At 40.8% G+C, this 17,060-nt stretch carries 5 protein-coding genes; all 5 read right to left on the bottom strand.

Features of this window, described 5'->3' with window-relative positions; all coding sequences use genetic code 11:
* Positions 1 to 21: 21 nt before the first annotated feature.
* The 5 genes from OZX63_RS03790 to OZX63_RS03770 all read right to left on the bottom strand — a co-directional run bounded on the left by OZX63_RS03790 (position 22) and on the right by OZX63_RS03770 (position 16,987).
* Positions 22 to 684, bottom strand: a complete 663-nt coding sequence (locus tag OZX63_RS03790) for a hypothetical protein (protein ID WP_277144747.1) — start codon at positions 682 to 684, stop codon at positions 22 to 24.
* A gap of 116 nt (positions 685 to 800) precedes the next feature.
* The gene (locus OZX63_RS03785; protein ID WP_277144744.1) at positions 801 to 1,220 is read right to left on the bottom strand and encodes a MarR family winged helix-turn-helix transcriptional regulator; all 420 of its coding nucleotides are present in this window, start codon (positions 1,218 to 1,220) and stop codon (positions 801 to 803) included.
* Between the two features lie 3 nt (positions 1,221 to 1,223).
* A complete protein-coding gene (locus OZX63_RS03780) occupies positions 1,224 to 2,633 on the bottom strand; it encodes a DHA2 family efflux MFS transporter permease subunit (RefSeq protein ID WP_277144742.1) in 1,410 nt (469 codons plus the stop codon).
* Between the two features lie 174 nt (positions 2,634 to 2,807).
* The gene (locus OZX63_RS03775) at positions 2,808 to 12,737 is read right to left on the bottom strand and encodes an SLAP domain-containing protein (protein ID WP_277144740.1); all 9,930 of its coding nucleotides are present in this window, start codon (positions 12,735 to 12,737) and stop codon (positions 2,808 to 2,810) included.
* Between the two features lie 626 nt (positions 12,738 to 13,363).
* Positions 13,364 to 16,987: a pectate lyase-like adhesive domain-containing protein gene (locus OZX63_RS03770; protein ID WP_277144738.1), complete on the bottom strand. Its 3,624-nt coding sequence runs from the start codon at positions 16,985 to 16,987 to the stop codon at positions 13,364 to 13,366.
* Between the last annotated feature and the right edge of the window lie 73 nt (positions 16,988 to 17,060).

Genomic DNA, 17,060 nt, shown 5'->3' with positions numbered 1-17,060 from the left:
TTCACAACTTTTAAAAAATTCTTAATTAAGAGTCTCACTATACTTCTGGAGGGCTTCCTGAAGCAGCTGACTTTTTAAGGTGTTAGCAGGCATTTTAATCACTTGCCGCTTTTTTGTAAAATACTTACCATAATTGGCAATACCAGCTTGACCGTCAGCGTAGCCTTTTTTACCATCCATTTTTAGCGTGCACCACTGGTGAGTATACTTGTTCTTATTGACGTGATGGTATTTATAACCCATTTGCTTCAGCACCATGCCTAAGGCCGCCGCACTACCCGCGCAAGAATATTGCTTGGCAATGAAAACGCCGTAAGCCGTGGTAAAGTATGGCCCTTGCATTGTGTAGTGATCACGCGCGCAAAATAGAGAAACGTAATAAGCTGCCATATCAACTTTCTGCAAATCAGTTGTCCCACCTTGCTCCTGACACACTTTAGCAATTACCTTGGCAACTTTTCTTGCTGCCTTGGTGTGATTGCCTTTCTTACTAAGTGTCAACTTGTGCCGCCTACCATTATTATCAATTAAATACTTGCCAACTAGCTCATCCTTGTTTAGTTTAGCTTTTTTCAAATAATATTGGTCGTCATGGCGAACTGTCGCTGCTACTTTTTGATTATTAAAAGCAACTATTCCTAAACTAATTAAAAAAACAAAGATTAACGAACGTAATTTTTTCATTTATGCCACCGACTTTTTAACTAAAACTTACCACTTTATTTACTTATTAAGAATAACACAAAGTACTTGTAAAAATTATAAAAGCCATGCAGATTTCACTACATGGCTTTAATTCGTTATAATTCTTGGTCCAGCTTGAGCAGAGCCTGCGTCACTTCATCACGCAGTTTTTTGCCCAATATTTGTTCAACACTTGCTTCCGAGCGCTCAATATAAGCAGCCGCATCCCGCTCAATAACTTCTGCCTTTGGCGTTAACGTTATTTCTTTCAGCCGGCTGTCATGCTCATCAACCTTTTTAGCAATTAAGTCCTTATGTTCCAACAACTTCAAAATGTTCGTTGCCGTTGACTTGCGAATATTGAACTCATGCTCAATATCCTTTTGATAGATTTTCTTTTCTTTAGGTACCGCACTTAAAAATTGAATAATCACCATTTGTGTACCTGTTAGACCAATTGTCCGCGCATAACGATCAACATTGCGATTAAAGGTATTTTGTGCTCGCTGCAAAGCTAAACCAAAATTTTTCTTCATTAGTTAACTCTCACTTAAACTGTCCTTTTTTGTTGCTTTATGTAATAAGTATACGCCAATCACAACCAAAATTAATAAGAAAATTAACCCAACTTGAGCACCATCAATCAGCTTGCCAGCCGGTGTTGGCTTTGAACTCATTTGCTGAACAAATTGCATGATAGCAGAAACAATCGACGTCCCCACGGCTCCGGAAAATTGCTGCACCATGTTGAACAGGCCATTACCATCAGCGTTTTCTTCCTTAGTAAGCAGGTTCAAAGATGAGGTCATTGTGTCACCCATGATTAAACCAGTACCCATCATAATCACAAGGTAAGAAACAAGCACATTGCTACCGGTAAAATGTTGGGCAAACAGGCAAAACATGATACTGCCGACAAGTTCAAAGCATGCACCAGTCATGATTGGCTTTCTCGGGCCATAATTATCTAGCATTCGCCCACTAACTGGAGAAGCAACGGCACCAATGGCACCACCTGGTAATAGCAATAGTCCCGCAACCATCGCAGAAGTGGTATTCACGATTTGCAAGTAGTTTGGCAAAATAAACGATAAGCCAACTGTATTAACTTGGAAAATAAAGTAGGCAATAATGCCAGCAGTAAATTTGCTATTCTTCAGTAAGCGAATATTTAGTAGTGGTTCTTTTACCTTAAGTGAGTGCTTAATAAAGATGGCTAAGGCAATCAAACCGATAACTAACGGCACAACAAATTCTAGTGGCCGCACTAAAATTCCTGATAAATTACTAAAAGCTAAGATCAAGCCAACAAAAGTCAGGGCAATTTCAATAAAACCTGCCCAATCAAGCTTGGTATGACTTAAAGGATATGGATCCTTGGTGATGCACAGAACACCCATAATAAAGGAAATAATCATTACCGGAATAATCAGGATGAAAATGTACCGCCAGCTAAGCGTGTTAACAACTAAGCCACCAAACGTTGGCCCTAAAGCTGGAGCTACCGCCGTAATCATTGTCCCAATCCCCATCAAAAGACCAACTTTATCAAGCGGCGTTCTTTCCAAAATAATGTTAAACATGAGTGGCAGTGCAATCCCAGCGCCGGCACCCTGAACAATACGTCCAATAACTAAAAAGATGAAGCCCATCGACTTCGTGGTCAATGAGTCAATCAGTAACCCGATAATAAATAAAATCGCAGCTGTCACGAACAATTTTTTAGAACTAAAATTCTTCTTTAAATAAGCCGACAGCGGCATGATAATTGCGGCAATCAAAAGATAGCCGGTCGTCATCCACTGCACTGTTGCCATATTTACATTAAATTCCTGCATTAAAACGGGAAAGGTAATGTTCCCCGCTGTTTCAATTAACACACCTGAAAATGACATCAGACCTGCCGCAAGAATTGATAAGATTAATTTTGCGTCTAATTTTCTTTGCATCAAATTCCCCCTAATTAAAAATAGTTAGCTTGCTAACTATCACAAATAGCTATGTTATAACATTTTTTCATCAAATGCAAAGGATTTTCACAAAGATACCGTTTCTAACTTTAAACAAACCAAAAAGCATCCCCAATCATTGAGGATGCTTTCTTAATTTAACTTATCTTGTTACTATTTTTTGAAATTTGCGGCCAAGATGTAGCGACCATGACGTGCATGGTAATACTTCTTGCCCTTAATTATTTTGGTACTGTAAATCTTAATCTTTTGGCCCTTGCCCAGCTTTTTATCACTAAGGCGATGGCCATTCTTGTCATAAACATAGGCATTGTGCTTTAAGCGTAATTCACTACCCTTGAAGTTGCCGGCTGCAATGTATCTGCCGTGCTGCGTGTTATAGAACTTGCGACCATTGATATAAATTGTCTCGTAGGCCTTCATCTTCTTGCCACGCTTCAAGACAGTCTTGCCAACTCGCTTACCCTTTGAATTATAAACATAAGCGTTGTGCCGCAGCTTACCTTCAAAGCCAACAAAGTTGCGTGCAACTACATAATGGTCATCACCAATGTAATAGTAGTAACGGCCGTTGATCAATTGCTTATCGCCATAGGTCTTAACCTGCGTGTCGATTGCGATAACAAGATTGCTTACGCGGTTGCCATTCTTATCGTATACATAAGCATTATGATGTAACTTCTTAATTATTGCATTAGTATCCTCAGCACCTGAAGTTGATGTAGAAGCAGAGTTTGAAGCAGATGGTGTATTAGATGGTACATAGTTACCACCGCCACCATTGTTATCCCAGTCATTAGCAATTGACTTGCTCTTGCTAATTGAGGTGCTTTCACTCTGACTGGCAATAATTGAAGTTGACTGGCTGTTACTCATGCTTACATTAGCCGCACTAGAACTATTACTGAGTGAAGCACTATTACTGATGCTGGTGCTTTCAACTACTGAAGTACTCTCACTTTGACTAGTTGAAGTGCTCTTACTTGCCGAACTATTGCTATCACTAATTGAAGTGCTAAGACTTTCACTGGCACTACTTACAAGTGAATTGCTGAAACTCATGCTGCGACTTGCCGAACTATTGCTGTCACTAATTGAAGTGCTGAAGCTTTCACTGGCACTATCTACAAGTGAATTACTGCGGCTCATGCTGCGACTTGCGGAATTGTTACTGTCACTAATTGAAATACTGAAGCTTTCGCTGGCACTAACAACGATTGAGTTGCTGAGACTAAGCGATGTGCTGTAACTTTCACTAGCTCTGTCGGCCGCAAACTTACTGTCGCGCTCACTTCCTGAAGTACTCAAACTTGCGGAATACGAACTGTTATTGACAGAAGCACTATAACTTTCACTAGTACTGTCGGCTTGTGATTTGCTCTCACTAGTTGAAGTACTAAAGCTACGGCTGGTGCTATCAGCCATTGAATTACCTTCACTCTGGCTATTTGACCGACTCAGAGATGCAGACCAATCGCTGTTACTGATGGAAGTACTGAAGCTTTCGCTCGCACTAACAACAATTGAGTTACTCAAGCTCAGTGACTTGTTCATACTTAGACTGGCATCATTTGCTACTGAACCACTGGCACTCAGCGATCTACTGTAACTTTCGCTGGCGCTGTTAGCTAATGACTGACTGTCGCGCTCACTTGCAGAAATGCTTTGACTAGCTGAGTAAGAACTATTGTTAACAGAATTACTGTAGCTCTCGCTGGTGCTGTCAGCTTGTGATTGACTATGGCTCTCACTAGTTGAGCGACTCGTACTTGCATGGTAGTCACTGTTACTAATTGAAGTACTAAAGCTATCACTTTGGCTAACAGCAATTGAATTACTTAAGCTAAGTGACTTGCTATAACTCAAACTTGCTGCACTTGCTCCTGAATCACTTTCACTTAATGACTTACTGTAGCTTTCGCTAACGCTGTTAGCAGCTAGTTGACTGTCATGTTGACTAGTCGATCTACTTAAACTAGCAATATATTCGCTATCACTCAATGATTTACTGTAGCTTTCACTGGCACTATCTGCTTGCGATTTACTACGACTCTCACTAGTTGAACGGCTGGTACTTGCAAGATAATCACTAGCACTAATTGAATTACTAAAACTGTCACTTTGGCTAATAACTACTGCGTTACTTGCGCTAAATGATTTGCTTGTGCTGTCAGCGGCAGATTGACTAGTGCTCTGACTTGTCGACGTACTTGAGCTGGCTAAAGAATTGCTATCGCTTAGTGAAGTGCTGTAACTTCGACTGCCACTATCAGCGATTGATTGACTATTCTTTTGACTAGTTGATGCACTCCGACTTGCCGAAAAATCACTGGTACTTAGCGATGCACTATAGCTTTCACTTGCACTAACTGCCTTCGATTGACTGTCGCGCTGACTAGTCGATGCACTTAAGCTAGCTGAATATGAACTATTGTTGAGGGAATTACTATTGCTTTCACTATTACTATCAGCTTGCGATTTACTGCGACTTTCACTAGTTGAGCGACTGGTGCTTGCTGCATAATCGCTGTTACTAATCGACGTGCTGAAGCTTTCACTTTGGCTGATAACGATTGAGTTGCTCTCACTTAATGACTTACTCATACTCAAGCTACTTAAAGCAGCTACAGATGTGCTTGCACTCAACGAATTACTATAGCTTTGACTGCTACTATCAGCGATTGACTTACTGTCTTTTTGACTAGTTGAAGTGCTTAAACTGGCGGATTCATTACTGTTATTAATTGATGTGCTATAGCTCCGACTCTCGCTACTTGCTGACGACTGACTGTCGCGCTGACTAGCTGAGGCACTTAAGCTTGCCGAGTAAGAACTGTTATTGAGTGAATTACTATTACTTTCACTAATGCTGTCAGCTTGCGACTTGCTGCGACTCTCGCTAGTTGAACGACTGGTACTTGCTACATAGTCACTTGCACTAATTGAATTGCTGAAGCTTTCACTCAGACTAGCTGCCTTTGAGTTACTCAAGCTATTACTAAAGCTTTCTGATGCATTAGAGTTGCCCGATGCACTGATTGCTGATGCAAATGAGTCTTGCAAGCTCTTAGAAATACTGTCACTTTGACTTACTGCTGCTGAGTTGCTGTTACTCAATGATGTACTGTAACTCTGGCTTGTACTATCAGCGGCAGATTGACTATCGCTTTGGCTCCTTGAGGTGCTTTGGCTTGCAGAATTATTACTGTTACTGATTGAAGTGCTGAAGCTTTGGCTAGCACTAACTACTGCAAAATTGCTTGCACTCAATGATGTGCTGTAACTCTGGCTTGTACTATCAGCAATTGATTTGCTATCGCTTTGGCTCTTTGAAGTGCTTTGGCTTGCGGAACTATTGCTGTTATTCAATGAATTACTGTAGCTTTCGCTAGTACTATTGAATGCTGACTGGCTGTCGCGCTGACTAGCTGAGGCACTTAAACTGGCCGAGTAAGAACTATTGTTGAGTGAATTACTATTGCTCTCACTAATGCTATCAGCTTGTGACTTGCTGCGACTTTCGCTAGTTGAGCGACTCGTACTTGCCACATAATCACTTGCACTAATTGAATTACTGAAGCTTTCACTCAAACTAGCTGCCTTTGAGTTACTCAAGCTATTACTAAAGCTTTCTGATGCATTAGAGTTGCCCGATGCACTGATTGCTGATGCAAATGAATCCTGCAGACTCTTGGAAATACTGTCACTTTGACTTACTGCTGCAGAATTACTGTTGCTTAGTGAAGTGCTGTAACTCTGGCTTGTGCTATCAGCGATTGATTTACTATCACGTTGACTCTTTGAAGTACTTTGACTCGCAGAACTATTGCTGTTGCTTATTGAGGCGCTAAAGCTTTGGCTAGCACTATCAGCGATTGATTTACTATCGCTTTGACTCTTTGAGGTGCTTTGACTTGCGGAACTATTGCTATTACTTAATGATGCACTATAGCTTTGGCTAGCACTAGCTACTGCAGAATTGCTCTCACTCAATGATGCACTATAGCTTTGGCTTGTGCTATCGGCAGCTGACTTACTGTCTTTTTGACTAGTTGAAGTACTTAAACTGGCTGAAGTATTACTATCATTCAATGATTTACTGTAACTTTCACTCGTGCTAATTACTGTTGACTGACTGTCGCGCTGGCTAGCCGATGTACTTAAGCTGGCTGAGTAAGAACTATTGTTGAATGAATTGCTATTGCTCTCACTAATACTATCAGCTTGCGACTTGCTACGACTCTCGCTAGTTGAACGACTCGTACTTGCAATGTAATCACTGGCACTAATTGATTTACTGAAGCTCTCACTCTGACTGGCTACCGCTGAGTTGCTCAAGCTATTACTCAAGCTTTCTGATGCAGTAGAGTTCCCTGACGCACTGATTGCCGATATAAATGAATTTTGCAAACTCTTGGAAATGCTGTCACTCTGACTTATTGCTGCCGAGTTACTGTTGCTTAGTGATGTACTGAAACTTTGGCTTGTACTATCAGCAATTGATTTGCTATCGCTTTGGCTCTTTGAAGTGCTTTGACTTGCGGAACTATTACTGTTGCTGATTGAAGTGCTGAAGCTTTCACTGGCACTAACTGCTGCAGAGTTGCTTTCACTTAATGATGTACTGAAACTCTGGCTTGTGCTATCAGCAATTGACTTACTATCGCGTTGACTTGCTGAAATACTTTGGCTAGCAGAAATATTGCTGTTGTTTAACGAATTACTATAACTTTCACTCGCGCTAATAGCGGCAGACTGACTATCCCTTTCACTTGCAGAAGCACTTAGACTAGCTGAATAAGAGCTATTGTTAACAGAATTGCTGTAGCTCTGACTAGCACTCTCAGCCTTTGAGCGACTTTGACTCAGACTTGTTGACTGGCTAGTGCTTGCGACATAATCACTAGCACTAATAGATCTACTGTAACTTTCGCTCGCGCTAACTACAACAGAATTACTATTACTTAATGACGTGCTATAACTTTGACTAGCACTTTCAGCAGCTGAATTGCTGGCACTAATTGAATTACTATAACTTTCACTCTGACTAATTACCCCTGAGTTGCTTAAACTATTACTCAAACTTGCTGATGAATTTGAATTGCCTGAGGCACTAATTGCTGATGAATATGAACTTTGTAAACTCGTAGAAAAGCTCTCACTTTCACTATCTGCAGCTGATTTACTATTACTTTGGCTTGTGGAAGTACTTAAGCTGGCTGAACTGTTGCTACCACTAATCGAGGTACTAAAACTCTCGCTCGCACTGGCAACGATTGAGTTACTCTTGCTAATCGATGTGCTAAAGCTCTCACTCTGGCTATCTGCAATAGATTTGCTCTCGCTTTGGCTGGTTGAAATGCTCAAACTAGCTGAACCGTTGCTTGTACTTAATGAAGCACTGCGACTGGAACTTTCGCTATCCGCTGCTGACTTACTATCACTCTGGCTTGTAGATGTACTTGCACTAGCGGAATTATTGCTTGTACTAATTGAAGCGCTGAAGCTTTCACTTGCACTGGCAACGATTGAGTTACTCTTACTGATCGATGTGCTAAAACTTTCGCTCTGGCTATCTGCAATAGATTTGCTCTCGCTTTGGCTGGTCGAAGTGCTCGAACTAGCTGAACTGTTACTCGTACTTAATGATGCACTGCGACTCGTACTTTCACTATCTGCAGCTGATTTACTATTACTTTCACTCGTCGAAGTACTTGCACTAGCGGAATTATTGCTTGTACTAATTGAAGCGCTGAAGCTTTCACTTGCACTGGCAACAATTGAGTTACTCTTACTAATCGATGTGCTAAAACTCTCACTCTGGCTATCTGCAATAGATTTGCTCTCGCTTTGGCTTGTAGATGTACTTGCACTAGCGGAATTATTGCTTGTACTAATTGAAGCGCTGAAGCTTTCACTCTGACTGTCCGCAATAGATTTGCTCTCGCTTTGGCTGGTTGAAGTACTCGAACTAGCTGAGCTATTGCTTGTACTTAATGATGCACTGAAACTTTCACTCTGGCTATCTGCAATAGATTTGCTCTCGCTTTGGCTGGTCGAAGTGCTCAAACTGGCTGAACTGTTGCTCGTGCTTAATGATGTGCTATAGCTCTCACTCTGACTATCTGCAATAGATTTGCTCTCGCTTTGGCTGGTTGAAGTGCTCAAACTGGCTGAGCTATTGCTTGTACTTAATGATACACTGAAACTTTCACTCTGACTGTCCGCAATTGACTTACTATTACTTTGGCTGGTCGAAGTGCTCGAACTAGCTGAACTGTTGCTCGTGCTTAATGATGTGCTATAGCTCTCACTCTGACTATCTGCAATAGATTTGCTCTCGCTTTGGCTGGTTGAAGTGCTCAAACTGGCTGAACTGTTGCTCGTGCTTAATGATGTGCTATAGCTCTCACTCTGGCTGTCGGCAATAGATTTGCTCTTGCTTTGGCTGGTCGAAGTGCTCAAACTGGCTGAACTGTCACTACCACTAATCGAAGCACTAAAGCTCTCACTCGCACTAGCAACAATTGAGTTACTTTTACTCAATGAGGCACTATAGCTCAAACTATCCTTAGCATTCGAATTACCCGAAGCATTAATCGCCGATTCAATTGAGTTTTGTACACTCGTTGAAATACTTTCGCTCAAGCTATCAGCGGTTGATTTGCTGGTGGAATTACTTGAACTAGCTAAACTATCACTATCACTAATTGAGGTACTAAAGCTTTCACTTGCACTGGCAACGACTGAGTTACTCTGACTAATTGAGCCACTGTTGCTAGCACTTAAGCTGTCAGCAATTGATTTACTCGTGCTTTGGCTTGCTGAAGTACTCAGGCTTGCTGAACTGTTACTCTGACTTATCGAGCCACTGTTGCTAGCACTTAAGCTGTCAGCTTCTGATTTACTTGTGCTTTGACTAGTTGAAGTGCTCAAGCTAGCAGAACTGTTACTCTGACTAATTGAGCCACTGTTGCTAGCACTTAAGCTGTCAGCAATTGATTTACTCGTGCTTTGACTTGCTGATGTGCTCAAACTAGCAGAACTGTTACTCTGACTAATTGAACCACTGTTGCTGGCACTTAAGCTATCAGCTTCTGATTTGCTGGTACTTTGACTAGCCGATGTGCTCAAGCTGGCAGAACTGTTACTCTGACTTATCGAGCCACTGTTGCTGGCACTTAAGCTGTCAGCTTCTGATTTACTCGTACTTTGACTAGCTGATGTGCTCAAACTGGCTGAACTGTTACTATCACTAATTGAAGTACTGAAGCTCTCGCTTGCACTGGCAACGATTGAATTGCTCTTGCTTAATGAGGCACTGTAACTCAAGCTATCCTTGGCATTCGAATTACCCGAAGCATTAATTGCCGATTCAATTGAATTTTGTAAACTCTCAGAAGTACTATCGCTTTGGCTGATTGCTGTCGAATTACTTGTGCTGATTGAAGCACTAAAACTCTCACTCGCACTAGCAATCACTGAGTTACTCTGACTAATTGAGGAACTGTTGCTGGCACTTAAGCTGTCAGCAATTGATTTACTTGTACTTTGACTTGCTGATGTGCTCAAACTAGCTGAAACATTACTATCACTAATTGAAGCACTGAAGCTCTCGCTTGCACTAGCAATCACTGAGTTACTCTGACTAATTGAACCGCTGAAGCTCTTGCTTTCACTTTCAGCAATTGATTTGCTGGTACTTTGGCTAGCTGATGTGCTCAAGCTGACAGAATTATTACTATCACTGATTGATGCACTGAAACTTTCACTTGCACTGGCAACGATTGAATTGCTCTGACTAATTGAACCACTAAAGCTCTTGCTCTCACTTTCGGCAATTGATTTGCTGGTGCTTTGGCTAATAGACGTACTCAAACTGGCAGAATTGTTACTGTCACTAATCGAAGTACTGAAACTCTCGCTCTTACTATCAGCGATTACTTTGCTATCGCTATCACTATGAGACCTGCTGATACTTGCACTATCAACCGTTGACTGACTCTTGCTTTGACTTAATGAAAGTGAACTAGCTGAACTTGATTGACTCATTTGCGAATTATCAACCAGCAGACTTTCAATCTCTGAGTGCGTTGCAGCATCAGATAAGCTGCCAGCTTCAGACAATGAATTCTGGACACTAGCTGAAAGCTGCTGTCCTTGCGATGTCAACGAAGAATTGAGCCGACTAGTTTCCGAAGTCATGCTAGCGTTCATACTGTCGCTATTGTTACTTGCTGACTCACTTGCCGAGGCAATATAGCGTGAAGCCGATAGTGATGCCGAATTGTAATTGGCTACACTCTGGTTTAATTCAGAAGCCGCTGCACTTGAAGCCTGCGAGCTTGCTGCTAAACTTTGTGAATTAACTTTAGAAATTGCATCTAACTTACTTTGAGAAGCTGACAAACTTCTACTAACTGATGAAGAATTTTGCGCTGACGTACTTGCTTCGTAATTTGAATTTTCATTCGAAACTGCTGCATGCATTGAAGAATTGCTCTTACTTAAATTTAAGTAGCGTGAAACCGTTGAAGAATAGTTCCTACTGGTAACTTCTGATGCACTTGAACTGGCAATAATACTATCTGACAAACTTTCAGAAGCATTAAGAGACACATGGCTCAAACTGGTCAGCTGCGAATCTTTCAGTGAGTTGCTGACACTGATTGACTTGCTCATTCTGATAATATCAGCCTTCATACTGATAATCGCTGAAGTTGCTGCTGAGTTCGATAAACTCATGTCAGCAGATTGTCTTTGCCATAAGCTCAACGAATACGAATTAAGTTGTGAAGTAACTAGCGACGTATCATTGCTGTCTTTAGCACTTGCTAGCGATGCAGCATTACTCTCATCTGTTACTTGTTTACTCGTAGAAGCAAACCATGTGCTCGTAGATTTACTATCAGCGGTACTTACTGAATTAGCACTGCTGCTTTTACTTACCATTGATGTCGAATTACTTTCAGCCTGACTAATTACCTTACTCTGAGAATTTGAATCATCAAAACTTCTATTTCTGTAAGCCGATAAACTAAGACTTTGGCTGCTAAGCAAGCTAAGATTGCTTGAAGCATACATGCTATTGGCAAAACTCTGAGCATGATCACTGGCTACACTAGCTGAACGAGATTGACTGTTAGCAATATAGGACTGCAGCATTGCGCTATCACTATTAGCAACTGAAATATTATTGGAAGCAATAGTTGAATTGTTGGAAGCATTATCAGACCCGCCGCCGATGATTAAACTATTAAAAGTATCATCATCGTCGCCGTTGACTTTTGAATCTTGCGTGGATGCTAAACTGCTGGCATACGAATTAGCAAGTGATGCAGCTTTTGAGCCTTTTTCATGTAAACTTGCCGAGCCAGAAGAATCACGATCGTTACTGGCCAAACTCTTAGATTCTGACTGTGACACATAATCAGTCAGCGATGAGTGATTGGCACTGGTATTGTTAAAATCATTGGCAATCGAATTAGCTTCTGAATTAGCATCAAAATCATCTTGCGAGTTAACTAGGGAATTTTGCGCTGAAGTCGTCTCTTTAGTTGCCCGCGATTGTTGCAATTCTTGTTTAGCATGGCTTGCTTGACTGGTCGCACTTGTTGAAGCTGATTCAGTGGTTGATGCTGAACTGGCAGTAGACTGTGATTTAACTACTGTTGAACTCTGCGGTTCTTTTTGACTGGCAACAGATGACTTGATTTCCGCACTAGCCGATTGTTTAGGCATCGTCTTAGATTGTGTTTGACTAAGTGCTTCTGCCGTACTAGTCGAATTGCCCTGCGTAGTCTGCTCATAATCAGCTGCACTTAACTGCTGAGCACTTTGAGAAGCAGGAATTACTGCCGAATTGGCATTAACGAGCAAATGTTCATAGTTTGTTGTCTTAACCTTCGGTACATTAGTTGCCGCATGAGCTACTTGCGGCGAATTTAATAAGCCGCCTAAAATGCCACCGATTCCGGCCGTACTCGCAGCTAACAAATTCCGCTTAAGCGCCCGCATCCTTTCTATTTTCTTCTTCTCTGTTAACTCTTTCTCTAACTTTTTGTTTTGATCTGAATTTACCATCTTATACACCTAACTTAATAATAGATAACTCAGATTTCATGACGGTTACCCGTTACTTGGCGCTAAACTTGATTAACTCCAACTAGACCTGAGAAAGCAATTTACATCGCTATCTTGAATAACAATAAAATTACATTTGCTACTAATGACTGATAGCAGCTCTTTTCTAACACACACTTTTTATACTATACAAGTCGCAAAGCTAACGACTTAGTTGTAACTATTATAATAATTATTTCTATAAATTCAATGGTACTTTTTACACAATAATTGTTGATAACAATAACCAAATTGCATTTAGCAATTTGTATATGCTGGTTATTTATTTGATCGAATTTAAGGGCGAAGCAATAAACACACGATTCTAATTAAATAACTATTTTACTTATAATCAGTGCAAATAATTGCCATTAATTTAAAAAAGTTGCAAAAATATAATTAATTTTATTAAACTTAACGATATCTTAATATTTTCACCTTCCAGTTAATTATCAATATAATATACGATTAAATATATTTGTAAATTATATATAAATACTCATAAATTATAATGTTTATATATTGCATAAAATAAAAAGTATCCTAAGTAACTTTTTAAAATAACTTAGGATACTTTATTCTGATAATTATTGATTATTCTCTGCAGTTGCAGCAGCCACAATTTCATCTGCTTTAGTTGCAAAAGCTTGATAGCTATTAGCTAGGTCAGTTGCCGCACTGATTGCTGCAGCTGCCTTAGACAGTTCACTATTTAATTCAGCACGATAGGCTGCTTGTCGTATAATTGTTAACTTAGTCAGCTTTATTAAAGCAGCTCTGGAACTAAGCCATTTGTTTTTAACATTTTCCAATGCTTCTTGTTGCAGAACTCCACTTAGTTGCTGCGTTACAAGGGTATTGATCTTACTTTTAGCATCTTGATATGCCGCGTTCAGTTGATCAAGGTCTGCAGCTAGAACCACGCCGTGACTAACCATATCGGCCATACTATCAATCTGGTCTTTCAACTGTTGAACATTAGTCAGTTCAGAATGTTGATCAAGTCCAGCCTTGGCACTACTTGCTTGATCCTTTAGTAAGCTATTCAGCCAGGACTTGCAAACGTTCAATACTTGTTCAGCGTAAAAATCCCGGGCCTGATTAGTTGGTGTATAATCATCCCGATTTTCAACCCGATTAGAGCCAAACTTGCTGTCAATATAGCCATTTCCGTTAACTACTTGAGCATCAATCTGCGCTTTTGTAGCTGCATCAGTAATATTCAGCGTATTGACACAATTTTGACCATAAGCTTTCAGCTCAGACTTGGCTGCTTCATGGTTAAAACTATCAAGCGCGTTCCCGCGGTAGTAATTAACGGTATCGAAGTCGGTTGCCTTATCGATATAGTAAACTGCATCATCATGCGCTGTCTTTATCTTAGTCAAGAATGGCTGTTGGTCATCGACACTTAATCCTGAAGCCTGAATACGAGCATTCGCAGCTTCCAAGCCACTATCCAGCTCTTTCTCCGTGGTCAGCTTCATCTGGTCCAAGCCCATAATGTTGCCAAGATAGACCGTTGCTGATTTACCCGGAATTTCAGGGTTAAAGCCAATAAAGTTGGCCTGTGGCGTTAAGTCAATTGCAGCACCACTGTGAATTCCCGGCGTGTCAACTGGAAAAGTAATGCTAAACTTACCATCTGGATTAGCAATAGCACTGTATACGTGGCCCAAATCGCCATCAACATCATTGGTTAAATGATATGGATCTGTGACTTGACTGTTAGTATAGATATTCGGCAAGCCCCTAATTTGCGCCTTTATATAAGGATACATCCCACAAGTCATCAACTTACTGAAGCCATTGTTTGGCTGTATTGGACCATCCGTTTCATCGTTAAAATTATCCACTTTGCCCGTAACTGTAATTGAGCCATCCGCATTTTGGTGATATGATGCCTGTCCTAATACGCCATTGTCATCTTCAATATCCAAGAATCCTCCTTGGTTAGGAGATACCATCATGATATTGTTGTAACCCGGATTTTCTTGGTCAGAAAACGCATTACTAATTACTTCACTAAAAATTGTATCAAGCATGACTTTTTTAGTTTGCGAATCTTGCAAGTATGACACAATGTCGTCTGTCTTAAAGGCTTTCTGCAAAATTTGCACAATTGCTGCATTATTTGGATCAGCGGCTAAATCCTTAATCGCCTTGATTGCATCATTTGAAATAGTCTGATTGCCATTTAAAACCGAAATCTTATTAACGCCAATTGTTTGCAGGTTGCCGACATTCTTTTTCTGTACATTCAAGACATGAAATGGTGGCAGTGTAATCGGGTTAAGCTTATCAAAGTTAAATACCTGCCGCACATTCTTAATGTCGATTTCGCTATCACCAATAATACTTGTACCAGGAACTTTATTATTAGAAGCATTTAATACCAACTTTTGCGGGTTATCAACCGTCAAAGCATCACTGCTGGCAACATCAACCAAGATGATCTTTTTATTACCAGCACCATAACCAGGATCATTAGGATAATTCGGGTCATTCTGCAGCTCAATATCCAGCGTACCATTGTTCAGATCAGCTTTACCAGTAACATAAATCAACGTGCCCGAATAGTCTTGCATGTTCTTGCCATAAACATTCAAAGCAGCACCAGGGCCAATGGTTAAACTCCCTTGGTCATAAATTAATGTGCCTGCTCTGGTTGAACCACCTGTACTTTGGCTAATATCACCGTTAGTATTGATGGTAATCGTACCGTTATCAATCAGCTTGGCATTATTTCCACTTTGACTAGTCATCATAATGGCAGCGGCTCTGTGTTTATCAAGGCCGCCAGTATAATCATCTGTGCCGACATTAATCGTTAATTGAGCTCGCTTATTGATTGTTACGGCACCAACACCATTAATAATCGCAATTCCACTAGCTTTACTACTATGTTGAGCATTGTCGCCATTGTTACCATCAGCTTTACGTGGATTTAAGGTAACATCTGCACCACTGTCAATTAGAATGTTGTTTGTTCGACTTCTTCCGTTAGGACCACCATTATCGTCAATCCCATTGTCAAGTTCGAGCACATTACCGTCACTTGTCGAACCAACGAATTTACAATCCTTAGTAAAAATCAAATTTTGTCCTGGCTGATACAGCTCAAATAATTGCTGACCACCACCATCACAACTATAGCTTTTACCATCAATTGGACTGACATAGGACTGAACGGCATCCCCATTAACCGTACCCTTAATATAAATATCGGAGTACTGGCCGCTATAAGTAACTTGTGAACCGACAAAATTAATATTGTCGAGCGTTAACTTACATGGCGTCGGTGTACCATCAACCGAATTATCAAGGCCATAATAACTTTGTGAATAAATATCTAAATTGCGATAAGTTAAGTCTGTAGTGCCCCGATTAGCAGAACTAGTCGAGCCATCATTTGGCCGGGGACCAGAATAATGCAAGTCAAGGACAAAGCGTTGATTCTTGGTTGGATCTGACTGAATTAATAATTGTCGTTCAGGAAAATTAAGGTCAGCTTTGCCACCCGTGACAGTAGATGCAATATTGTTCTCAAGGTCGATCTCACTAACATTTGCATCTTGGATGGCACTAACAAACTCTTGCCAAGTTGTTACCTGACGGGCCAATCCTGCTAGCTGTGGCTCAGCAGTTGTCTTAGTTGGCACTACTACGGGCTGATCGACAGTCTGACTGGCCTTGTTCGTACTTACTGATGGCTGCTTAGTTGAAGCTGCAGGTGCAACCGGCTGATCAGTTGTCACAGCTGGTGCTGAATTTTGTTCAGTTGCAGCAGGTACAGTAGTTGATGCTTGCGCCGTTTCGGTTGACGTTGCATCAGCTGCTTTATGGCTTGTTGCGTCCTGTGTGGTTGTTGGCTGTTTTACTGCAGTTTTAGTCTGATCTGTACTGCTGGACTTAGCTGGTTTAGCTGACTTTTTATCACTTAAAAAAGCCTTCAGCCCCTTATAAGTAGAAAGATTGGCCTTCTTAGTCGGCTTAACCGACTTTTCAAGATTATTAGTTGTTTCTTCCTTATCCTGTGTCGGAGCTGCAATTGTATCAGCCTTCGCCGATTGATTGCTAAGCCCTAAAAAAGTCACCCCTAATAAAACCGATGCCGCGCCAACACTTAACTTTCTAATTGAAAAGCGTTCACGTTTCGTTTGTGACTCGTCTTGCCTAATTCTTTCAGCAAAATTATTCTTACCTACCATGATTTTCCTTTCCGTATATTGCCTTTCGCAACATACTTTGCACTTTATACATAACCGAATTCTAAAGTATTTA

The organism is Lactobacillus sp. ESL0700 (assembly GCF_029392095.1).
GTDB lineage: Bacteria > Bacillota > Bacilli > Lactobacillales > Lactobacillaceae > Lactobacillus.
The sequence above is the reverse complement of the archived record's forward strand: the minus strand, read 5'-3'. Positions and strand labels throughout refer to the sequence as shown.